Source organism: Stenotrophomonas sp. CFBP8994 (genome assembly GCF_034044835.1).
GTDB lineage: Bacteria > Pseudomonadota > Gammaproteobacteria > Xanthomonadales > Xanthomonadaceae > Stenotrophomonas > Stenotrophomonas rhizophila_A.
This window is the reverse complement of the sequence record NZ_JAXCWT010000003.1, coordinates 45,644-66,081: the sequence shown is the minus strand read 5'-3', so window position 1 is coordinate 66,081 and position 20,438 is coordinate 45,644. Positions and strand designations below refer to the sequence as shown.

At 67.7% G+C, this 20,438-nt stretch carries 17 protein-coding genes and 1 pseudogene; 8 read left to right on the top strand and 10 right to left on the bottom strand.

Features of this window, described 5'->3' with window-relative positions; translation table 11 throughout:
* Window positions 1-3: 3 nt before the first annotated feature.
* The gene (locus tag SOM39_RS08765) at window positions 4-1,263 is read left to right on the top strand and encodes a threonine/serine ThrE exporter family protein (RefSeq protein ID WP_068849116.1); all 1,260 of its coding nucleotides are present in this window, start codon (window positions 4-6) and stop codon (window positions 1,261-1,263) included.
* 104 nt (window positions 1,264-1,367) lie between these two features.
* Here SOM39_RS08765 and SOM39_RS08760 read toward each other — a convergent pair.
* From SOM39_RS08760 to SOM39_RS08750, 3 genes and pseudogenes are all read right to left on the bottom strand, one after another.
* Window positions 1,368-1,739 (bottom strand): annotated as a pseudogene (locus tag SOM39_RS08760) (H-NS family nucleoid-associated regulatory protein); the annotation flags it as partial.
* 154 nt (window positions 1,740-1,893) lie between these two features.
* Window positions 1,894-3,585, bottom strand: a complete 1,692-nt coding sequence (locus tag SOM39_RS08755) for a proline--tRNA ligase (protein ID WP_068849120.1) — start codon at window positions 3,583-3,585, stop codon at window positions 1,894-1,896.
* A 121-nt stretch (window positions 3,586-3,706) separates the two neighbouring features.
* The gene (locus SOM39_RS08750) at window positions 3,707-4,087 is read right to left on the bottom strand and encodes a DUF4124 domain-containing protein (RefSeq protein WP_068849122.1); all 381 of its coding nucleotides are present in this window, start codon (window positions 4,085-4,087) and stop codon (window positions 3,707-3,709) included.
* A 102-nt stretch (window positions 4,088-4,189) separates the two neighbouring features.
* On the opposite strand from SOM39_RS08750, the gene pssA reads away from it, so the two are divergent.
* From pssA to rimI, 3 genes are read left to right on the top strand one after another with little or no spacing between them, the layout of a single operon-like run.
* On the top strand, window positions 4,190-4,969 hold the full coding sequence (gene pssA, locus SOM39_RS08745; RefSeq protein ID WP_068849124.1) for a CDP-diacylglycerol--serine O-phosphatidyltransferase: 780 nt from the start codon (window positions 4,190-4,192) through the stop codon (window positions 4,967-4,969).
* 56 nt (window positions 4,970-5,025) lie between these two features.
* The gene (locus tag SOM39_RS08740) at window positions 5,026-5,460 is read left to right on the top strand and encodes a DNA polymerase III subunit psi (protein ID WP_217538828.1); all 435 of its coding nucleotides are present in this window, start codon (window positions 5,026-5,028) and stop codon (window positions 5,458-5,460) included.
* A complete protein-coding gene (gene rimI / locus SOM39_RS08735) occupies window positions 5,457-5,954 on the top strand; it encodes a ribosomal protein S18-alanine N-acetyltransferase (RefSeq protein ID WP_320458103.1) in 498 nt (165 codons plus the stop codon). The genes SOM39_RS08740 and rimI overlap by 4 nt, the downstream gene beginning before the upstream one ends.
* 69 nt (window positions 5,955-6,023) lie before the next feature.
* Here rimI and SOM39_RS08730 read toward each other — a convergent pair whose 3' ends face one another.
* The 3 genes from SOM39_RS08730 to SOM39_RS08720 form a co-directional block, all read right to left on the bottom strand.
* On the bottom strand, window positions 6,024-8,849 hold the full coding sequence (locus tag SOM39_RS08730; protein WP_320458102.1) for a valine--tRNA ligase: 2,826 nt from the start codon (window positions 8,847-8,849) through the stop codon (window positions 6,024-6,026).
* A 73-nt stretch (window positions 8,850-8,922) separates the two neighbouring features.
* On the bottom strand, window positions 8,923-9,348 hold the full coding sequence (locus SOM39_RS08725; RefSeq protein ID WP_184124672.1) for a DNA polymerase III subunit chi: 426 nt from the start codon (window positions 9,346-9,348) through the stop codon (window positions 8,923-8,925).
* Window positions 9,335-10,825 carry a leucyl aminopeptidase gene (locus tag SOM39_RS08720; protein ID WP_320458101.1) on the bottom strand — a complete coding sequence of 497 codons (1,491 nt, stop codon included), beginning with the start codon at window positions 10,823-10,825 and terminating at the stop codon, window positions 9,335-9,337. Before SOM39_RS08720 ends, SOM39_RS08725 begins: the two co-directional genes overlap by 14 nt.
* Before the next feature lie 104 nt (window positions 10,826-10,929).
* Here SOM39_RS08720 and lptF point away from each other — a divergent pair, with 104 nt between their 5' ends.
* Window positions 10,930-12,009, top strand: coding sequence for an LPS export ABC transporter permease LptF (gene lptF, locus SOM39_RS08715; RefSeq protein ID WP_093536157.1), 1,080 nt, complete (start codon window positions 10,930-10,932; stop codon window positions 12,007-12,009).
* On the top strand, window positions 12,006-13,112 hold the full coding sequence (gene lptG / locus SOM39_RS08710; protein ID WP_306989887.1) for an LPS export ABC transporter permease LptG: 1,107 nt from the start codon (window positions 12,006-12,008) through the stop codon (window positions 13,110-13,112). Before lptF ends, lptG begins: the two co-directional genes overlap by 4 nt.
* Window positions 13,113-13,418: 306 nt before the next feature.
* Here lptG and SOM39_RS08705 read toward each other — a convergent pair whose 3' ends face one another.
* Window positions 13,419-13,892 (bottom strand): RDD family protein, encoded by a 474-nt coding sequence (locus SOM39_RS08705; RefSeq protein ID WP_320458100.1) that lies wholly within the window; start codon window positions 13,890-13,892, stop codon window positions 13,419-13,421.
* A 70-nt stretch (window positions 13,893-13,962) separates the two neighbouring features.
* Here SOM39_RS08705 and xerD point away from each other — a divergent pair, with 70 nt between their 5' ends.
* Entirely contained in the window at window positions 13,963-14,937 is a 975-nt protein-coding gene (xerD, locus tag SOM39_RS08700) for a site-specific tyrosine recombinase XerD (RefSeq protein WP_320458099.1), read from the top strand.
* A gap of 21 nt (window positions 14,938-14,958) precedes the next feature.
* On the opposite strand, the gene SOM39_RS08695 is transcribed toward xerD, so the two are convergent.
* Window positions 14,959-15,759, bottom strand: a complete 801-nt coding sequence (locus SOM39_RS08695) for a hypothetical protein (protein ID WP_320458098.1) — start codon at window positions 15,757-15,759, stop codon at window positions 14,959-14,961.
* Between the two features lie 167 nt (window positions 15,760-15,926).
* On the opposite strand from SOM39_RS08695, the gene SOM39_RS08690 reads away from it, so the two are divergent.
* The gene (locus SOM39_RS08690; protein WP_068854539.1) at window positions 15,927-16,703 is read left to right on the top strand and encodes a DsbC family protein; all 777 of its coding nucleotides are present in this window, start codon (window positions 15,927-15,929) and stop codon (window positions 16,701-16,703) included.
* Window positions 16,704-16,744: 41 nt separating this feature from the next.
* On the opposite strand, the gene SOM39_RS08685 is transcribed toward SOM39_RS08690, so the two are convergent.
* Window positions 16,745-18,064: a hypothetical protein gene (locus SOM39_RS08685; protein WP_320458097.1), complete on the bottom strand. Its 1,320-nt coding sequence runs from the start codon at window positions 18,062-18,064 to the stop codon at window positions 16,745-16,747.
* Between the two features lie 266 nt (window positions 18,065-18,330).
* Window positions 18,331-20,433 (bottom strand): glycosyl hydrolase family 18 protein, encoded by a 2,103-nt coding sequence (locus tag SOM39_RS08680; RefSeq protein WP_320458096.1) that lies wholly within the window; start codon window positions 20,431-20,433, stop codon window positions 18,331-18,333.
* Window positions 20,434-20,438: the final 5 nt, after the last annotated feature.

Sequence of the window (20,438 nt, the reverse complement as noted above, 5' to 3'; positions counted from 1 at the left end):
CGCATGTCTGCCGACGCACCCGCCATTGCCACCCCTCCGGCCACCTACGCACAGCGGGTGGCCTTCGTATCCGAGATCGCCGGACGGCTGCACAGCTACGGCACCACGGCCCAGCGGCTGGAGGCGGCGGTGGTTGCGCTGTCTCAGCGGCTGGACCTGGACTGCGAGCCATGGTCGAACCCGACCGGGCTGATCCTGAGCTTCAGCGACCCGACCAAGGCCATCGGTTCATCGGACATCACGCGCGTCATCCGGCTGGCACCGGGCGAAAACGACCTGCACAAGCTCAGCATCGCCGACCAGATCACCGAAGCGGTGGCCAACGGCACCATGAGCATCGCCCAGGGCCATACCGCACTGCGGCAGCTGGACAAGGACCCGGGCCGGCGCGGCAAGATCCGCATGATCCTGTCCTACAGCCTGGGCGCGGCCGGCGTGGCCGGGCTGTGGAAACTGCCGTGGCTGGATATCGCCACCGCCGGGGTGATCGGGTTGCTGATCGGGCTGATGACGCTGGTCACCGACCGCCGCCCGGCCAGCCGCGAAGCCAGCGAGGCGTTGGCGGCACTGCTGGCCGGTACGGTGGCGGCACTGGTGGCCTCGTTCGTGGGCGCGCTCAACCTCAATACCGTCATCATCGCCTCGCTGGTGGTGATGCTGCCCGGCATGTCGCTCACCAACGCGGTCAACGAACTGGCCAGCCAGCACTGGGTATCGGGTACCGCGCGTTTTGCCGGTGCCATCACCACCATCCTCAAACTCACCGTCGGCGCGGTGATCGCGGTGACGCTGTCGGGCATCATCGGGCTGGACCCGGTGGTGCGCGCATCGCGCCCGCAGGCCGACTGGGTGGAATGGAGCGCGCTGCTGATCGCGGCGTTCGCGTTCGCGATGCTGTTCAAGGCCCACCGCCGCGATTACCCGTGGGTGATCGCGGCCTCGGTGGCCGGCTATGCGATCTCCAAATTTGCCGGCCAGGCGTGGGGCCTGCCGGCCGGCATCTTCATGTCGGCGATGGTGATGACGGCCGCAGGCAACCTGTTCGGCCGCCTGGTGCAGCGACCGGGCGCCATCATCCGCCTGCCCGGCATCATCATGCTGGTGCCCGGCAGCACCAGCCTGCGCGGGGTGCTCACGTTGGTGCAGCAGCAGGACATGAGTGCCGGCCAGACCGTACTGATGACCGTGCTCAACGTGGTAATGGCACTCGTGGCGGGATTATTGTTCGGCAACCTGCTGGTGCCGGCGCGAAAGAATCTGTGAGTTTCTGAGAGTTTCCGAAGGCCTGCGCACGTAACCCCCCCCAAAAAAAAACGCCAGCCATCCCGGCCGGCGTTTCAATGCGCGCGCCATCGGCGCATCGCTTACTTCTTGATCAGGAAATCTTCCAGCTTCTTGCCCTTGGTGGTGTGCGCGGCCAGCCAGCGCGGCTGCTTGCCACGTCCGGTCCAGGTTTCCTTCGGGTTGGCCGGGTTGCGGTACTTCGGGGCAACCTTGCCCAGCTTGCGCACGGCCTTGGCCGGTGCTGCGCCGGCGGCCTTGCTGGCGCGGCCGCGGGTGGGAGCGGCAACGCCCGCCACTTCTTCCAGGGTGTATCCGTTTGCCTTGGCCAACTTGGTCAGCTGTGCGCGGACCTTGGTGATGGCCGGGCGCTTGGCGACGATCGTCTGCTGCTTCTTGGCGTTCTTGATCAGGGCGCCCAGCTCTTTGGCGGACAAACCACTCAGGTCAATACTCATCAACTGCTCCGGAATCTAAAAATAGAAGGACGGGGTTGAGCCAGTCCTTGGCGCGGCAACAGCATACATTCTCATTTCGAAGATGCACAGCGCGCAGAAATAATCAATGGAAACGGGACAATAAAATGCCGGGATATCCCACCCGGCACTGTCATCACTTCGTCAGCTTGGCCATCAGCGCGTCGCGGTCCAGGCTCTCCGCTTCGCTGGCACTGCGCGCGCGGTACTCGAACGTACCGGCGGCCAGGCCGCGTTCGGACACCACCACCCGGTGCGGCACGCCGATCAGTTCCATGTCGGCGAACATCGACCCCGGGCGCAGCCCGCGGTCGTCCAGTGCGGCATCCAGGCCGGCGGCCTGCAGCTCGGCCAGCAGTTCGGCAGCGGCACTGGCCACGGCGTCGTCCTGCTTGGGGTTGATCACGCACACCACCACCTGCCACGGCGCCATCGCGTCGGGCCAGATAATGCCGGCATCGTCATGGTTCTGTTCGATCGCCGCGGCAACGATGCGCGAGATACCGATGCCGTAACAGCCCATCGCCATCACCGCGGCCTTGCCGTTTTCGTCCAGCACGGTGGCATTCAACGCCTGCGCATACTGGCGGCCCAGCTGGAACACGTGGCCTACTTCGATACCGCGTGCCACGCGCAGTTCGCCACCATCGGCGGCACGGTCGCCTTCCTTCGCATTGCGGATGTCGGCCACTTCCGGCTCGGGCAGGTCACGGCCCCAGTTGACGCCGGCAATATGGAAACCGGCTTCGTTGGCGCCGATGACGAAATCGGCCATCGCGGCGACGTCGCGATCGGCCACGATGCGGATCGGCTTGGCCGGATTGAGCGGGCCCAGGAAGCCCGGTTCGCTGCCGAGGTGCGTGGCGATTTCCGCCTCACCGGCCATGCGGTAGCCCTGCAGGCCCTGGACCTTGCCCAGCTTGATCTCGTTGACGTCGTGGTCGCCGCGCACGAGCGCCAGCACGAAGCCGGCTTCGGTCATGATCGCGATCGACTTGACGGTACGCTCCAGGCCCAGGCCGAGCAGGGCGGCGACCGCCTCGCAGGTTTTCTGGGTGGGGGTGTCGACCTTGCGCAGCGCTTCGCTGGCGGCCGGGCGCGGGCCGGGGGCAGCGGCGACGGCGGCTTCCATGTTGGCGGCGTAATCGGAGCCGGTGGAGAACACCAGCGCGTCTTCGCCGGAATCAGCGATGACGTGGAATTCCTGCGAGGCGTCGCCGCCGATCGCGCCGGAGTCGGCCTGCACCATGCGGAAGTCCAGGCCCAGGCGGGTGAACACGCGGGCGTACGCCGCCTTCATGTTCTCGTATTCGCGTACCAGGCAGGCGTCGTCCAGGTGGAAGGAATAGGCATCCTTCATCAGGAACTCGCGCGCGCGCATCACGCCGAAGCGCGGGCGGATCTCGTCGCGGAACTTGGTCTGGATCTGGAAGAAATTCACCGGCAGCTGCTTGTAGCTGTTCAGTTCCTGGCGCGCGAAATCGGCGGCGGCCTCTTCAGCGGTGGGGCTGTAGCAGAACACCTGCTCCTTGCGGTCCTTGATCTTGAGCAGCTGCGGGCCGAACTTTTCCCAGCGCCCGGTGGCCTCCCACAGGTCCTTGGGCTGGATCGTCGGCACCTGGAATTCAATGGCGCCGGCACGCTCCATTTCCTCGCGCACGATGCGCTCGACCTTGCGCAGCACGCGCAGGCCCAGCGGCGACCAGATATACAGCCCCGAGGCGAGCTTGCGGATCATGCCCGCGCGCAGCATCAGCCGGTGGCTGGTCAGCTCGGCGTCGCCGGGGGTTTCCTTGGTGGTGTGCAGGTGGAACTGGGAGAGGCGCATCGTCGGCTTCGCTGAACGGCTGGGAGGCAATATTCTGCCAGCCCGGCCGGCGACGTGCCCAATCCGCCGCAATTCCACCGCCCCTCCGGTAGCCCCCGACCGTTGGTCGGGGGGAGGCCGGTCAGGCCGCAGGCTTGCAGTACGCCTTGATGCCGGCTTCGGCCAAGGTCTTCTGCGCTTCGCGCTGGCCGTCATCCAGCGGGGTATCTGGCTTGCCGTCGCCATTGGTGTCCTGCAGCACCGCGCCCTTGCCGTTGAGCAGGGACAGGTTGGTGCGGGCGGTGGTGCAGTCGGCCGATTCGGCGGCGGCGGGCTCGGCTGCCGCGGTGCGGCCGGCCGGGTCGCGGGTCTGGATCTTGCGCTCTTCGGCCTTCTGGCCGGTGGGCGGCTTCTCCGAATACTGGGTCACGCCGTTGGCGTCCTTCCATTTGTAGACGGTTCCGGCGCTGGCCGAAGCGCTGGCAAGCAGCAGCAGGCAGCACACGAGGGGCAGGGCACGCATGGCAACTCCGGGCAGCGGGGGACAGAGGCGCGATTGCAGCATTCCCGCCCCGTGCTGGCAAGCCTCCCCCCAAACCGGGCCGCAGCCACTAAACTGGCGGGCATGGATCAGATGAAACCCCCGCCGCGCTCGCGCAGCATCTATTTGCTGCCCAACCTGTTTACTACCGCCGGCCTGTTCGCCGGGTTCTACGCGATCATCGCGGCGGCCAACGGCGATTTCGTCAATGCCGCCATCGCCGTGTTCGTGGCGGCGGTGATGGACGGCCTGGATGGCCGGGTGGCGCGCCTGACCGGGACCAGCAGCGAGTTCGGCGTGCAGTATGACTCGCTGGCCGACCTGGTCAGCTTCGGCATGGCCCCGGCGCTGGTGATGTACCACTGGTCGCTGTCGTGGCTGAAGTTCGACGATCCCGTCCTCGGCCGGGTCGGCTGGGCGGTGGCGTTCCTGTATGCCGCATGCGCGGCGCTGCGCCTGGCCCGCTTCAATACGCAGGTCAGCGTGGTCGACAAGCGCTGGTTCATCGGCCTGGCCAGCCCGGCCGCGGCCGGACTGATGATGTCGTTCGTGTGGGCCTTCGCCGATGGCCAGCTGGGCTGGGATGGCAATGAGCTGCGCTACGTGGCGCTGGCCGTGACCCTGGTGGCAGCGCTGCTGATGGTGAGCCGGATCCGTTTCTGGAGCTTCAAGGGCAGCGGCGAGAAAGGCCCGCGTGCCGATCGCGTGCCGTTCCTGGCACTGGCGCTGGTGCCGATCGCCATTGCGATCATGGTCATCGACCTGCCGCGCGTGCTGTTCGCGGTGGGGGTGATCTACGCGCTGTCCGGGCCGGTCAGCTGGCTGTGGCAGCGTACCCGCAAGACGGCCGAGCCCGGCGCGTGAGCAGCCCGGCCGACCCGTCACTGTGGACCCCGGCGCAGCAGTCCTGGCTGCAGGCGATGGGCTACACGGTGTTCGTGGACGGCAATGTTGAACCGGCGCCGGACGCGCAGATCGAACTCGCCGCGGCACCCGCCGCCGACCAGGCACTCCCGCCCGCCCCACGGCGCGACGCACCGTCGCGCATGGAAGACGCACCCCCGCCAGCGCGCGGCAACGCGCCCAGCGACGATGCTCCCGCCCCCCGGCGCCGCACCGCGCCCGCTGCCGAAGCGCCTGCCGCGCCCGTGCGCGCCGGTGCCCGCCGTCCCGCCGTCCGTATGCCGCCGCCGCTGCAGATCGCGCTGCTGCGCGCTTCGGGCTGCAACCCCAATGATCCGGACACCCAGGCGCTGATGGCCGGCTGGAACCTGGACGAACTGCGCGGCAATGCCGCCGCCAAGCGCGCGTTGTGGCCGCAGTTGAGGGCACTGCGCAAGCGGGGCCGCGGGTGAGCGCGGTCAGTTCGCCGCGGCCGATGAGGCTGCGCGCGCTGCGCGAGGTCGACCTGGATGCGGTGATGCAAATCGAGCTGCGCGGCTACCCGTTCCCCTGGACGCGCGGCATCTTCGTCGACTGCCTGCGCGCCGGTTATCCGGCCTTGGCGCTGGAGGACGACGGCGTGCTGGTGGGCTATGGGGTGCTGAGCATCGCCGCCGATGAGGCGCACGTGCTCAATGTCTGCATCGATCCGGCCTGCCAGACCCGTGGCCTGGGCCGGCGGCTGTTCCGCGCGCTGGTGAAGCTGGCGCGCGAGCATGGCGCGCACCGGGTGTTCCTGGAAGTGCGCCCGTCCAACACCCCGGCGGTAGCGCTGTACCACAGCGAAGGCTTCAACGAGATCGGCCGGCGCCCACGCTATTACCCGGCCCGTGATGGGCGCGAAGATGCGCTGGTGATGGCGATCGAACTGGTCGACGACGACATCCAGACGATGCCGCCGTTGTAAGGCCCGCCACGCCCTGCGTGGCTGCGAACCCCGGTAGGTGGCGACCGTTGGTCGCCACGCGCCATCCCGTTACAGCTTCGCGCGCTGCGCGACCAGGCCTTCCAGCTGCGCGGTCCAGTCGACCAGGCGCACGCGCTCCTGCTCGATCACCGCCGCCGGCACCTTGTCGGTGAACCTGGACAGCTTGGTGGCGCTCTTTTCCTTCTCTGCTTCCACCCGCGCGATTTCCTTGTCCAGCCGGGCGCGTTCGGCGCCCAGGTCGACCAGGCCTTCCAGCGGCACCAGCAGCTTCAGCTCGCCCACGATGGCGGTCGCGGCCGGCGGGGTGTCCGCATCGCCGGCCAACCACTCAATGCGCTCCAGCTTCAGCAGGAACGACAGCGACGAGGTGAAGCGGGCCACGCGGTTGCGGTCGTCCTCGTTGCCGCCCTGCAGCAGCAGGCCCACCTGCTTGGCCGGCGGCACGTTCAGTTCGCTGCGCACGCGGCGCAGCGCGCTGACCATCGACTTCAACCACTCCACGTCGGCCTCGGCACGCGCGTAATCGCCGGCGAACTCCTCCGCGGTGGGATAGGCGCGCAGCGAGATGGTGTCGCCGTCCAGACCCAGGCGCGGTGCCACCTGGCGCCACAGCTGCTCGGTCACGAACGGGGTGAGCGGGTGGAGCAGGCGCAGCAGCGCTTCCAGCACGTACAGCAGGGTGTGGCGGGTGCTGGCCGCGTCCTCGGCGTTGTCGCCGTTGAGCGCCGGCTTGGTCAGCTCCAGGAACCAGTCGCAGAATTCGTTCCAGGCGAACTCGTACAGCGCTTGCGCCAGCAGGTCGAAGCGGTAGTTGGCGTAATGCGCCTGCGCCTCGGCCGACACCGCCGCCAACCGCGCCAGGATCCAGCGCTCGGCGTCGGTGCGCGGCTGCGGCACGCCGTTGAACTGCGCGCCTTCGGTGTTCATCAGGGTGAAGCGGCTGGCATTCCACAGCTTGTTGCAGAAGTTCTTGTAGCCCTCGGCGCGGCTCATGTCGAACTTGATGTCGCGGCCATGGGTGGCCAGCGCGGCGATGGTGAAGCGCAGCGCGTCGGCACCGTGGGCAATGATGCCGTCCGGGAAATCCTTGCGGGTCTGCTTCTCGATCTTCGGCGCGTCCTTGGGCTTCATCAGCCCGGTGGTGCGCTTGGCGACCAGGTCGTCGATGGAGATGCCGTCGATGATGTCCAGCGGGTCGAGCACGTTGCCCTTGGACTTGGACATCTTCTGGCCCTGCGCATCGCGGATCAGGCCGGTGATGTAGACGTCCTTGAACGGGATCTTCCCGGTGAAGCTGTCGGTGGCCATGATCATGCGGGCCACCCAGAAGAAGATGATGTCGAACCCGGTGATCAGCACCGACGACGGCAGGTAGCGCTCGAAACCGCGCTCGGCCATCGCCTGTTCGTTCGGCCAGCCCAGGGTGGAGAACGGCCACAGCTGCGAGGAGAACCAGGTTTCCAGCACGTCGCTGTCCTGGGTGAGCACCACATCGGCCCCCAGCCCGGCGCGCGCGCGCGCGTCTGCTTCATCGCGGCCCACATAGCAGGTGCCGGCGGCGTCGAACCACGCCGGAATGCGGTGGCCCCACCACAGCTGGCGGCTGATGCACCAGTCCTGGATGTTTTCCATCCAGTGGCGGTAGGTGTTGATCCAGTTGGCCGGGACGAACTGGATGGACCCGTTTTCGACCAGTTCCAGGCCGCGCTGGGCCAGCACGTCCATCTTCACGAACCACTGGTCGGTCAGGTAGGGCTCGATCACCTGCTGGGTGCGGTCGCCGCGCGGCACCTGCAGCTTGTGCGCCTTGGTCTCGACCAGGATGCCCTGTTCTTCCAGCTCGGCCAGGATCACCTTGCGCGCTTCGTAGCGGTCCAGCCCGCGGTACTTTTCCGGGGCGTTGTCGTTGATCGCCGCCACCGGGGTGAACAGGTTGATCATCGGCAGGTTGTGGCGCAGGCCGACCTGGTAGTCGTTGAAGTCGTGCGCCGGGGTGACCTTGACCACGCCGGTACCGAACGCGCGGTCGACATAGTCATCGGCGATCACCGGCACGCTGCGCCCGGTCAGCGGCAGGGTGACGCTGCGGCCGATCAGGTGCGCGTAGCGCTCGTCTTCCGGGTGCACCATCACCGCCGTATCGCCCAGCAGGGTTTCCGGGCGGGTGGTGGCGACGACGAGATACGGGCGGGTTTCGCGCAGGGTCTCGTTGCCGTCGGCGTCGCGCTCGACATGCTCGTAGCTGGCGCCGTCTTCCAGCGCGTAGGCGATCGACCACAGGAAGCCGTCTTCCTCCACGCTTTCCACTTCCAGGTCGGAAATGGCGGTCTTCAGCACCGGGTCCCAGTTGACCAGGCGCTGGCCACGGTAGATCAGGCCCTGCTCATGCCAGCGCAGGAACGCCTCGACCACCGCTTCGGACGGCTGCGGGTCCATGGTGAAGGTGCTCCGCGACCAGTCCGCCGAGGTGCCCATGCGGCGCATCTGGCGTTCGATGATGTCGCCCGACTGCGCCTTCCATTCCCATACCTTTTCGATGAACCCGTCGCGGCCCAGCGAATCGCGGCTCTCGCCGTTGCCGGCCAGCGCCAGGTTGCGCGACACCACCATTTCGGTGGCGATGCCGGCGTGGTCGGTACCCACCTGCCACAACGTGTCGTAGCCGCGCATGCGGTGGTAGCGCACCAGCGCATCCATCAGGGTCTGCTGGAAGGCATGGCCCATGTGCAGCGTGCCGGTCACGTTCGGCGGCGGCAGCAGGATGGTGTACGGCTCGCCCTTGCCGGACGGCTTGAAGTGCCCGGCCTTCTCCCAGGAGTCGTACAGCTCCGTTTCGAAGGTCTTGGGGTCGTAGCTGGAGGCAAGTTGGGTCATGCGGGGGCAACCAGGAGGCAATCGGTAAAGGATCAGGGCACCGGCGGCACCGATCAAGGGTGCCGGGCCGGGCTTACATGTCGTACTTGTTCAGGTCGAAATCCAGCGCCTTGTACTGGCGCCAGCGCTCGCGCAGCGGCTCGCGGGCTTCGGGGTCGGCCGGCACCACTTCCAGCACCCGGTCGCAGGCGCCCAGGTAGGGGTCGTCGCGCAGGTTGATCACCAGCGGGCGCGAGGCGGCATCGGTACCCGGCGCGGCGATCAGCACCAGCGCTTCTTCCTCGTCCGCGTCTTCGCCGGCGATCTGGTGCGGGATGTAGGCATCGTCGTCGAATGACCACAACAGCTCGTCCAGTTCCTCGGCCTGGGCCTGGTCGCGCGCCAGCACCAGGGTGGACAGCCCCGCGTCGTTGGCCTTGCGGGCCAGTTCGCAGACCAGCCGCAGCGGTTCGGTCAGGAACCGCGGCTTGGCGATCAGGTAGAAATCAGCCCGCGACATGGGCGTGGCCGACCTGGTCGAGCAGCCACTGGGTCAGCAGGCCGACCGGGCGGCCGGTGGCCATGCCGCGCTTGCCTTCGTCGCTGGCCACGCCGGCGATGTCCAGGTGCGCCCAGCGCTGGCCTTCGGTGAAGCGCGACAGGAAGCAGCCGGCGGTGATCGCGCCGGCCCAGCGGCCGCCGATGTTGTAGACGTCGGCGAAGCTGGAATCCAGCATCGGCTGGTATTCGTCCCACAGCGGCAGGCGCCAGGCGCGGTCGAACACGTGTTCGCCGGCGGCCAGCAGCTCATTGGCCAGGTCGTCGTGCTTGGTCATCAGGCCGGCGGTCTGGTGGCCCAGGGCGACCAGGCAGGCGCCGGTCAGGGTGGCCACGTCGACCAGCGCGGCCGGCTCGAAGCGCTGTGCGTAAGTCAGCGCGTCGCACAGGATCAGGCGGCCTTCGGCATCGGTGTTGCCCACTTCAATGGTCTTGCCCGACATCGAGGTGATCACGTCGGACGGGCGGTAAGCGTTGCCGTCGATGGCGTTCTCCACCGCCGGGACCACCACCACCAGGTTCAGCGGCAGCTTGGCGGTGACCGCCGCGACGAAGGTGCCGATGACATTGGCGCCACCGCACATGTCGTACTTCATCTCTTCGATGCCGCCCTGGGTCTTCAGGTTCACGCCGCCGGTATCGAAGGTGATGCCCTTGCCGACCAGCACGTACGGCTTGGCGTCGCCGCCGTTGTTCCACTTCAGCACCACCAGGCGCGGGCGGTTGGCCGAGCCACGGGCCACGGCCAGCAGCGAACCCATGCCGAGCGCTTCCATCTGGGTCTCGTCCAGGATCTCCGCTTCGGCACCGGCATGGGCCTGGGCGAAGGCCACCGAGGATTCGGCCAGGTAGGCCGGGGTGCACAGGTTCGGCGGCAGGTTGCCCAGCTCGCGGGCATGCTGCACGCCGGCGGCAATGGCCTGGCCCTGGGTCAGCGCCTGGCTGTCGGTGCCGGCGATGGCCAGCGTGGCCAGGCCCGGGGCCTCGGCCTTCTTGGTGCCCAGGGTGGCGGTGTAGCGATAAGCGGCGTGGTCGGCGCTGATCACGGCCTGGCGGATGTTCCAGGCGGCATCGCGGCCCTTGACCTCGATCTCGGCCAGGGTGAACAGCGCGTGGCGGATGACCCCGGTCTTCAGCGCGCGGCTGGCATCGCCCACCGCCTTGAGGTACTGCGGCACGCCGAACTTGGCCGGCTCGCCCAGCCCGACCACCAGCACGCGCGGGGCCTTCACGCCGGGCACGTCATGCAGCAGGGTGGTGGCGCCGGTCTTGCCGCTGACATCGCCGCGGGCGACCAGGGCGGTCAGACGGCCGCCCGACGCGGCGTCCAGGGCCTGTGCCGCCGGGCTCAGGGTCTGGTCGGCATAGGCGCCAACGATGACGCAGTCGACCTCGGCCGAGGCCGGGGCAGCGTGGTTCAGGGTGAATTCCAGGGCCATTGATCAGATTCCGTTGGCAAAAACGTACAATCGCGAACTGTTTACGTCCCGTCAGTAGACTGGGCAGCCACGCGAACGAATCCGAGAGTTTAAACCACCGCCCCATGTCGAAGCTCGATCGCTATCTCCTGCGTGATTTCGTCCAGAGTTTTCTGGCCACCCTGATCGTATTGCTGGTAGTAAGCGTGGGCGGCGTGCTGGTGGACATCCTCGGCAACATCGCCGACGGCCGCCTGCCTGCCCGCCTGCTGTTCTCCCAGCTGGGCCTGCAGTTCATCGTCTACATGCCGCTGATCCTGCCGCTGGCGCTGATGCTGGGCCTGCTGCTGGCCACCGCGCGGCTGTACCGGGATTCGGAAATGGCGGTGCTGACCGCCATTGGCGTGGGGCCCAAGCGGCTGCTGCGGCCGGTGCTGATGCTGGTGCTGCCGGTGGTCGGGCTGATCGCCCTGTGCTCGCTGTGGCTGGGCCCGTGGGCCGACCGGACCAGTGAGCAGATGGTTGAAGACGCCAACAAGAGCCTGGTCATGGCCGGGCTGGAGTCGGGCAAGTTCACCATGCTGTCCAATGGGGGGGTGGTCTACCTGTCCTCGGTCTCGGCCGACGGCAGCGGGCTGGGGCGGATCTTCGTCCAGCGCAGCCGCGGCGACCGTATCGAGGTGATGTCGGCCGCGACCGGCAAGATGTTCTTCGAGGGCGACCGCCAGCGCTACCTGCAGCTCAATGACGGCCACCAGATCGAGGGCCCGGCCAACGGCGCGCTGGATTACCGGCTGATGACCTTCGTCCGCAACGACGTTGCGCTGCCCGATGGCGCCATCACCCGCGACGAAAACGACCCCGAGCTGCTGCCGACCGGCCGGTTGTTCGGCGACCCCCGGCCGGAAGCCCAGGCGCAGCTGCACTCGCGCATCACCCCTCCCCTGATCGCCCTGGCGTTTGCGTTGATGACCCTGCCGCTGGCGCGCAGTTCGCCGCGCCAGCAGCGCTACGGCAGGATGATGTTCGCCTTCCTTGCCTACATGGTCGGCATGAACCTGATGTTCATTGGTACCCGTTGGATCGCGGACGGCAAGGTGCCGGCGACAGTGGGGTTGTGGTGGTTGAGCCTGCCGTTGCTGGCGCTGGCCATCTGGATGTACCTGCGCGACGGCAAGCTCTCGCGCCCGCGGAGGACCGCATGAAGCTCCACCCGATGCGGTTTGATTTCTACCTGGGCCGGGCGGTGTTCGGCACGGTGCTGTTGACCTGGGCCGTGCTGGTCGGCCTGGACGTGGTGATGGCGTTCTCCGGCGAGTTCAAGGACGTGGGCAAGGGCGGCTATACGCTCGGCCATGCGGCGGCCTCGGTGCTGTACACCGTGCCGCGCCGGGCCTACACGTTCTTCCCGACCGCAGCGGTGATCGGTGCGCTGATGGGGCTGGGCCAGATGGCCGCCACTTCCGAGCTCACCGCGCTGCGCGCGCTGGGGCTGTCGCGCAAGCGGCTCAGTGCCTCGGTGGCGATCGCGTTGTCGCTGATGACGGCGGTGATGGTGGTGAACGGCGAGACGCTGGCACCGTGGGCGCAGAACCGTTCCGACAGCATCCGGGCCAGCGCGAAGTCGGGACAGAACCTGTCTGCGTCGCGGTACGCGGGCATCTGGGTACGTGAAGGCGACACCTTCCTTACCGCGACCAGTGGCGAGGAGCAGCTGCTGCCCGGTGGCGGCACGCGGCTGGTGCTCAGCGACGTGCGCCTTTACCAGATCGCACCGGACGGCAACATTGCGTCGGTGACCCATGCCGGCACGGTCGAGCACACGGCCGACGGCTGGACCTTGAACAAGGTGCGCCGCGATACCTTCGGCGAGCGTTCGGCCACCCGTACCACCGTGGACACCGAAAAGTGGGATTCCAAGCTGGATGCGGGCGCGCTGGCCTCCGGGTTCTCCAAGCCGCGCAACCTGGCCGCGCGCGACCTGCGCACCAGCATCGAGTACCGCAAGCGCAACGGGCTGGACGCGCGCGATTACGAGGACATCTACTGGAGCCGCTGGTTCTACCCGCTCAACGTGCTGGCGCTGTGCCTGGCTGCCGTCCCCTTCGCGTTCGGTTCGCTGCGCAGCGGCGGCATGGGCAAGCGCCTGTTCCTGGGCATCCTGTTCGCGCTGGGCTTCTGGCTGCTGCAGCTGTTCTTCGGGCGCATGGCCGGCGCGCTGAAGTTCGATTACCGCATCGCGTACGCACTGCCGCCGATCGTGATGCTGGTGGTATCGGGCATGTTGTTCCGGCGCAAGTCGGGATGATGGGGTGACGGGCGGCTTCGGTTGGGTCTGAACGTCGGTGGGGTGGTCGCAACCGGCGTTGGATCGGTGTTGGACGCTTGAGCCGCGCTGCGCGCGGTTTCCGGCCAACGGCCGGGGCTACGAATTCATACGGGCCCATTGGGATCGGGATCAATCAACCTTGGGCGCCGGTTGCATTTCGATGGTTCACCATCGGCTCCGGATGCATGGCGCCAATGCAACACGAGCCCCTGCGAACCCCCAACGAACGTTGACCTGCCCGGTAGCGCCGACCGTTGGTCGGCCCAGGCGGTCTGCGCCGCGTTCTTATCGCTTCGGCAATCGCAACAACCGGGTGCCGCTTGCCCGGTCGTGCCACGTCAGCCGTTGCCGATCCACCAACGCCCACCACAGCCCAAACCCGGCCAGCAGCACCGACAGGGTTCCTACCGCATAACGCACCCACAACTGCCCCAGCGTAGGCGCACCCCCATCGGCCCTCACCACCTGCAACCGCCACGGCCGCATGCCCAACGTCTGGCCACCGCGCCGCCAGCTTTCGACCGCATATACGCCGGTCACGACCCAGCAACACCCCCACAGCAGCCACTGCAGCGCACTGAACGGCGCGATGTTGTCGCGCGCGGCGTGGCCGGCCGCGTAGCCGGCGGTGAACAGCGCGCCGACCAGCATCCACAGCGCCAGCGCCGGGAAGAAGTCATACAGCAGCGACAGCAGCCGCCACACCAGCAGTGAGGCAGGGCGGGCGGTATCCGTGGCCACAGCGGTAGGTGCGCTCATGCGCCGAGCATACCCGCGCCGGCGTCCGCTGTGGATGGCCGGCGCGGCCCCGCCTCCGTATCCTGTGGGCATGTCCGACACCGCCACCCCCGCCGCGCGCCGCCAGCTGGTGCAGCACCTGCCCGACCTGCGCGCTGACGACGACGCGCTCATCCAGCGTTTCCTCGACGCGGTCTGGGCCGAGCAGGGCCTGGCCCGGGCCAGCCTGGACAGCTACCGGCGCGACCTGGAAGGGCTGGCCCGCTGGCGCGACGGCGCCGGCAACGGGCTGGCCGGGATCGACCGCGCCGGCCTGTTCGACTACCTGGCCTGGCGCGCGCGCCACGGCTGGTCGCCGCGCAGCAACGCGCGGCTGCTGTCGGCGCTGCGCGCGTTCTTCGCCGATGCAGTGCGGCGCGGGCAGCGCAGCGAAGACCCCAGCGCCCTGCTTGATCCGCCCCGGTTGCCACGATTGCTGCCCAAGGCGCTGGCCGAGAGCCAGATCGACGCGCTGCTCGCCGCACCCGAGGTGGAACAGCCACTGGGCCTGCGCGACCGCGCCATGCTCGAGCTGATGTACGCCGCCGGCCTGCGCGTAAGCGAGCTGGTGGAGCTGCCGGCCAACGCGGTGAACCTGCGCCAGGGCGTGCTGCGGGTGACCGGCAAGGGCAGCAAGGAACGGCTGGTGCCGCTGGGCGAGGAATCCCAGCACTGGCTGGAGCGCTACCTGCGCGAAGCACGGCCGAAGCTGGTCGGCACGCGCACCGTGCCGGCGCGCGACGGCGAGGTGCCGCTGTTCCTGGAACCCTCGCTGCAGAAGCTGAGCCGCCAGCAGTTCTGGTCATTGGTGAAGAAGTACGCCGTGCTGGCCGGGATCGACCCGGTGCGGATCAGCCCGCACGGGCTACGCCACAGCTTCGCCACCCACCTGCTCAACCGCGGCGCCGACCTGCGCGCGCTGCAGATGCTGCTCGGCCACAGCTCGCTGTCCACCACCCAGATCTACACGCTGGTGGCACGCGAGCACCTGCAGAAGCTGCACGCGCGCCACCATCCCAGAGGGTAGTGGCGCACGGCGCTGTGCCGTTCAGGCGTAGCTTTCCCGGGGCTCGCCGATCGCCACCCAGGCGGTGGAGACGGTGCTGCAGCTGCCGTCGTCGGACACCTCGTCGCTGTCCGAACCCGCCGACGCATCGGCCAGCATCGCGGTGTTCCGCCACCGGTTCACCGCGTCGTTGCGTGAAGCGCGGCTGGGCGACAGCGACACAACCGAAGGACGGTGCTGGGGTGCCACGAGGGCCCCGAAAGAAAACAGCAGCGCTTTCTGACCGCCGTGTTCCACCGCCGGCGCCTGCGCGTACAAGTGTTCCATGGCGGCCCGGTGCAGCTCTGCCGCACGGTCCGGGTCATTGATGTCCGGTGGGTTGGCACGCAGGTAAGCGGCTTTGAAGTCAGGAAGCGTGGTCAGCTCACCCTGCCAGAACAGCGTGGCCAGTGCAGCGCGCGCGCGACCGAGCACCGCATCGGGTGCGACCAGTGCCTGCATGGCCTGCGCGCGTGGCCCGGTGTTGGACACCCAGCGCGGCCGACGGTCGCCACAGCGGTTCAGCACCTGCTCCAGCCGCTCGACCCGGTCGGCGACGTGGTGGGAGGGAATGAGCTGCTCGCGCAGCCGGGCCAGCTGGGCGGCGCGGTCCACCAGCTTCGGCGCGCTGAGCGCGCCGCTCCAGAAACGCCCGGACAGCCGGTCTTCGCTGTTCTGGATGCTGTTCATGGCGCGATGGAAGCGCCCGCCGTCGTGTGAGCCGGCCGCCAGCGCCACGCGGGCGGAGGTGCGGCGCAGGACATGGGCCTTGAACGAAAGCGTGATCGATGAAAGGGAATGCACGGGAAAGGGGCAGGGCGGAGGGAGGGGCAGCGAGCGTGCACGCACTGATGGGCGAGCGCTTTCACGATTCCCTCGCCGCACCCGCAGGCGGGCCGAAGGCGCCCGCCGTGACGTCGCCGCGGGAGCGGCTGTGCGAGAATCGGGCACCTTTTACCGTGGAACTGCAGATGCTTCGAGTCCTTACCGTGGCGCTGTGCGGTGCGCTCAGCCTGACCGCCTGCGCCCAGCCGGCGCCGCCGGCCGCCAAGCCCGGCGCCCAGCCGGCCAGCAGCGCCGCGCCGGCCAATGCCAACGCCGACCAGACCGTGCGCAGCGCGCTGGCCGGTCTGGACCCGAAGTTCAAGCCCGACTACATCGGCGCGGCCCCGTTCCCGGGCTTCCGCGAAGTGCTGGTGGGCGGGCAGGTGCTGTACGTGTCCGACGACGGCCGCTACCTGATGCAGTCGCAGCCGTACGACATCCAGAACCGCGCCCCGGCCAGCAGCGCCGGCCTGCTGGCCTACCGCAAGCAGCTGCTGGACAAAGTGCCGCGCGGTGACCGCATCGTGTTCGCTGCGGCCAATCCCAAGCACACGCTCACCGTGTTCACCGACATCGAGTGCGGGTACTGCCGCAAGCTGCACCAGGACCTTCCCGAGCTGAACCGCATGGGCATCACCGTGGAGTACGTGGCGTTCCCACGCATGGGCCCGGGCAGCAAGGACTTCACCGACATGATCTCGGTCTGGTGCGCGAGCGACCGCCGCAAGGCGCTGACCAGCGCCAAGCAGGGCCAGCCGGTGGCGCCGAAGAACTGCACCAGCCCGGTGGCGATGCAGTACAACCTGGGCCAGCAGGTGGGTGTCAGCGGCACCCCGGCGGTGTTCGCCGCCGACGGGACCCAGCTGGGCGGCTACGTGCCGCCGGCGCAGCTGCTCAAGGCGCTGGAGCGCCAGGCCAACTGAGCCCACGCCGCCCCGGGATCACCCCGGGGCGAACCGCAGCGTCATGCTTCGGAATCGCTCCAGCCGTGGTCGGAGTCCGCGCCCGCATCAAGCAGATGGCTGCCGAGACCGGAATCGGAGCTGTAGCCGGACAGCGATTCCTTGTGCGTGTCCGTCATCAGCTCGAAGCCCTTGACCAAGCCTGCAGCGACCCGCAACGGGGAAGGGCTGGTGGCGCTAGAAGGGGAAGGGCTGGCGGCGCTAGAGACGGTGCTTTCCACGCTCGCCTGGCGCGCCTGGCGTTGCGAAAGTGCTTGACGTAGTTCCGCCATCACGTCTTCCTTCGTCGGGGCGATGAACAGCGCCTTGGCGTGGCTAAGCGGCGATGACGGCGACAAGGGCGACACGGTGGTGCTGCTCGTTTCAGGCGCCGGCATGGGGGGAGGCGGTGGCGGCGATATGTCGCCGTCAGCCGTGGCCTTCTCTTCGCTGTAGCTGTTCAACATTGCGTCGAAAGCTTTGATCTCGCGGTCTTCGTCTGCAAATCGACCTGTCGCGTCCGGATATCGCTGTCCGATCGGTGCGATGTCCGCGGCATTGGAATAACTGTCAGTGTGCCAGCCAGTCCCCAGCGGATCCGACGGATGCGCGGCGTCCACCGATGCAGGCGCAATCGGCAGATCTTCCGGACGTTCAAACAAGCCGCTGTTGATCGCTGTGTACGCAATATCGAACGCTGCCAGGCCGTAGTCGGCCGCGCCCTCTTCGCCGTAAAGATCGATGGCCAACCTGTCCTGACGCGGATCGAGGAAATCATGCTGGTTCATCAACGCGTTGGGATGCAGCTCGCTGGCCCGGACCGGTAACCGCGGTACGTCAGGAGCCATTCGTTTCTCGACTGACTTCAGCGTGGCGTCCACGTTAGCGGGCGTCGGCTTCTGCCACGTGGCGGTCTGGGCCGATCCGTCGCTGCTTCCAGGGTGCAACCAGCTACGGTTGTCCGGGAGCGCGCTCTTCTGCAGCGACGCCTGCGGCGGTGTGCTCCGCTGCGTGACGACGGCGGGCGGTGCTTCATCGCCGCCGAGCACGTCCGTTTCCGGAGGGGGGATGCACAGCAGCTTCTCGATCTGCGCCATCCCCGCACCGGGTCGATAATCCGTGGTGGTGCGCAACGGTGTTACCCGGATGGACATCAACGTCAGCGGCATTGCTCCAGCAGTGAGGAAGCCGCGCTGCTGGCACGTTTCCTTCCACTCCTTGTTGCTGTTGGAGAGCTTGGTGAGGATCGGTGTCTTGAGTGCACGCCGTGTGTCGAGAGTGTTCTTCGCGTTCTGGATGCCGAGGGCAGCGCCAATGCGCAGCAGGGTGGTAGGGGTCCGCATGGATGCAAGGCACCATAAAGAAAGGACCGCCATTATTGAAAGGCGGCCCTCTACTGCTTTCAGAAAATGCTCAAGCGCGTGCGTGAGGTCCCACGCACGTCGATTTCAGTCGGAAGTGGCCTGCCTTGGATGGCGGCATGCGGAAAGTGCACCATTCTGGTTGCTGCAAAAAATTGCAGCTTGCAGAAACCGCTCACTTGGAGACGTTCGCGCCATCACAGTGAAACATCGTGCCCGGGGTGGGAGGGCCCCGGGCACGATCCCCCTTACTTCAACCCATTGCTGATCGTGTTCACCAGCGTGCCCTGGGTGTCATCGCCGCTGAACTCCCAGAAGAACGCACCGCCCAGTCCCTGGGTTTTCACGTAGCCCATCTTCTCGGTCACCATCGCCGGGGTGTCGAAGCTCCAGAACGTGGTGCCGTTGTAGCTCCAGGTGGCCCGCGCGGTGGCGTCGGTGAAGACCGGATGGTTGAGGTTCTTCAACACCTTCCAGTCTTCGATGCCCGCCTCGTAGGTACCCGGTGCGGCCGTGCCGGTCTGGTACAGCCCGTTGTTGACGTTGGGCACGTTGGTCCAGCCGCGGCCGTAGAAGCCGATGCCCAGGTTGAGCTTGCTGGCCGGCACCCCGCGGGCGAGGAAGGCTTCCATCGCATCGTTGCTGTTATACAGCTTCACATCACCGGCGGACGGATCGGCCGGCGAATCGAACAGCGCCGAATGGTGCCCGGTCTTCGGATCGAACGCGCCGTGGAAGTCGTACGTCATCACGTTGATGAAATCCAGGTACGGGTGATACGCCGTCGGATCAGTCACGCGGATCTTGTCGATGCCCGCACCGACCGCCACCGTGAGCAGCAGGCCCGGGCGCACCGCATCGAGCTGGCGGCGGAATTCGGCCATCAGCGCGGTGAAGTTGGCATTGTCGGCCGGTGTCCCGCAGGCGATGCCGCACGCCACCGGGTATTCCCAGTCGATGTCGATGCCGTCGAACACGCCTGCCGCCGCGCCCACGCCACCGGCACCGTCGGTCACCGGCAGGTTGCCCTTGATGTAGGCGTCGATGCACGAGGCCACGAACGCCTGGCGGTTGGCCGGCTGCGCCGCGCTGGAGAAGCCGCGCGACCAGGTCCAGCCACCGAGCGAGATCAGCACCTTCACGTTCGGGTGCTTGGCCTTGAGCTGCTTGAGCTGGTTCCAGTTGCCGCGCAGCGGCTGGTCCCAGGTATCGGCGCTGCCGCTGACGCTCTCACCGGCCTGGAATGCCTTGGTGTAATCGGCGAACGCATCGCCGCCCACCCCGGTGTTCGGGTCGGAGGCCTGGGTGACGCCCACTTCGCAGCGGTTGTTGCGCACGTTGCCGAAGGCGTAGTTGATGTGGGTCAGCTTGCTGGCCGAACCGCTGGTGTCGATGTTCTTGACCCGGTAGTTGCGCCCGTAGATGCCCCACTGGGTGAAGTAGCCTATGACGCGCTTGTTGCCGCCACTGCCGCCCCCTGCACTGGTGGTCACGCTGATGGTGGCACTGCGGGCCGAGGCGTTGCCGGCGTTGTCTCGGGCCCGCACGGCGTAGGTGTAGGCGGTGCTGGCGGTGAGGCCGCCGTCGGTGTACTGGGTGGCGTTGGGCGAGCCGACCAGGGTGCCGTTGCGGTACACGTCATAGCCGGCCACGCCGCTGCCGCCACTGTTGTCGGTGGCCGCGCTCCAGGCCAGGTTGACGGTGGTGGCGGTCTTGGACGGCGACGACAGGCCGCCCGGCACGCTGGGCGGGGTGGTGTCGTTGCTGGCGGCGTTGACGGTCACGCTGACCGTGGCCGACGAGGTCACGGCGTTGTTGTTGTCGGTTGCCACGGCCTTGAAGGTATGGGTGCCGGCCGCCGCGTTGGTCCAGCTCACGCTGTAGGGCGCGCTGGTGTCGATGCCGAGCGAGGTGCCGCCACGGAAGAATTCGACCTTGCTCACGCTGCCGTCGGGGTCACTGGCGTTGGCGCTGACGGTGATGGTGCTGCCGGCGCTGAAGCTGGCGCCGTTGGCCGGCGAGGTCAGGCTGACGCTGGGTGGCTGGTTGCTGCCGCCGCTGTCGCAGGCGCCCAGATTGGTGTAGTACGGCGCACCGGCCGGGTGGTCGGGCGGGGCATTCCAGATGTCCTGGTTGGCCCGGTACAGCACGCCGCCCTTCTGCAGGGTGCTGCCGGCCAGGTAGATCACGTTGCCGTTCCACTCCGGCACGCCGGTACAACTGGCGGCCAGGGCGAGGCCGGGGCTCAGGGCCGCCGAACCCAGCGCGAGGGCCAGCAGCCAGCGGCGGGGCCGGGCGGGGCGGCGGGGAGATAACGATGTCACCGTACTGCGCGCAATCGGGTCAGCCATGTCGT

What these genes read in the sequence shown, in the direction of transcription:
- SOM39_RS08740 (WP_217538828.1), top strand. Translation starts at nt 5,026, where the DNA reads ATGGGCTACACGGTGTTCGTGGACGGCAATGTTGAACCGGCGCCGGAC.
- pssA (WP_068849124.1), top strand. Translation starts at nt 4,190, where the DNA reads ATGGATCAGATGAAACCCCCGCCGCGCTCGCGCAGCATCTATTTGCTG.
- xerD (WP_320458099.1), top strand. Translation starts at nt 13,963, where the DNA reads ATGTCCGACACCGCCACCCCCGCCGCGCGCCGCCAGCTGGTGCAGCAC.
- lptG (WP_306989887.1), top strand. Translation starts at nt 12,006, where the DNA reads ATGAAGCTCCACCCGATGCGGTTTGATTTCTACCTGGGCCGGGCGGTG.
- SOM39_RS08755 (WP_068849120.1), bottom strand. Translation starts at nt 3,585, where the DNA reads ATGCGCCTCTCCCAGTTCCACCTGCACACCACCAAGGAAACCCCCGGC.
- SOM39_RS08685 (WP_320458097.1), bottom strand. Translation starts at nt 18,064, where the DNA reads ATGCGGACCCCTACCACCCTGCTGCGCATTGGCGCTGCCCTCGGCATC.
- lptF (WP_093536157.1), top strand. Translation starts at nt 10,930, where the DNA reads ATGTCGAAGCTCGATCGCTATCTCCTGCGTGATTTCGTCCAGAGTTTT.
- SOM39_RS08690 (WP_068854539.1), top strand. Translation starts at nt 15,927, where the DNA reads ATGCTTCGAGTCCTTACCGTGGCGCTGTGCGGTGCGCTCAGCCTGACC.
- SOM39_RS08765 (WP_068849116.1), top strand. Translation starts at nt 4, where the DNA reads ATGTCTGCCGACGCACCCGCCATTGCCACCCCTCCGGCCACCTACGCA.
- SOM39_RS08720 (WP_320458101.1), bottom strand. Translation starts at nt 10,825, where the DNA reads ATGGCCCTGGAATTCACCCTGAACCACGCTGCCCCGGCCTCGGCCGAG.
- SOM39_RS08750 (WP_068849122.1), bottom strand. Translation starts at nt 4,087, where the DNA reads ATGCGTGCCCTGCCCCTCGTGTGCTGCCTGCTGCTGCTTGCCAGCGCT.
- SOM39_RS08680 (WP_320458096.1), bottom strand. Translation starts at nt 20,433, where the DNA reads ATGGCTGACCCGATTGCGCGCAGTACGGTGACATCGTTATCTCCCCGC.
- SOM39_RS08725 (WP_184124672.1), bottom strand. Translation starts at nt 9,348, where the DNA reads ATGTCGCGGGCTGATTTCTACCTGATCGCCAAGCCGCGGTTCCTGACC.
- SOM39_RS08705 (WP_320458100.1), bottom strand. Translation starts at nt 13,892, where the DNA reads ATGAGCGCACCTACCGCTGTGGCCACGGATACCGCCCGCCCTGCCTCA.
- SOM39_RS08730 (WP_320458102.1), bottom strand. Translation starts at nt 8,849, where the DNA reads ATGACCCAACTTGCCTCCAGCTACGACCCCAAGACCTTCGAAACGGAG.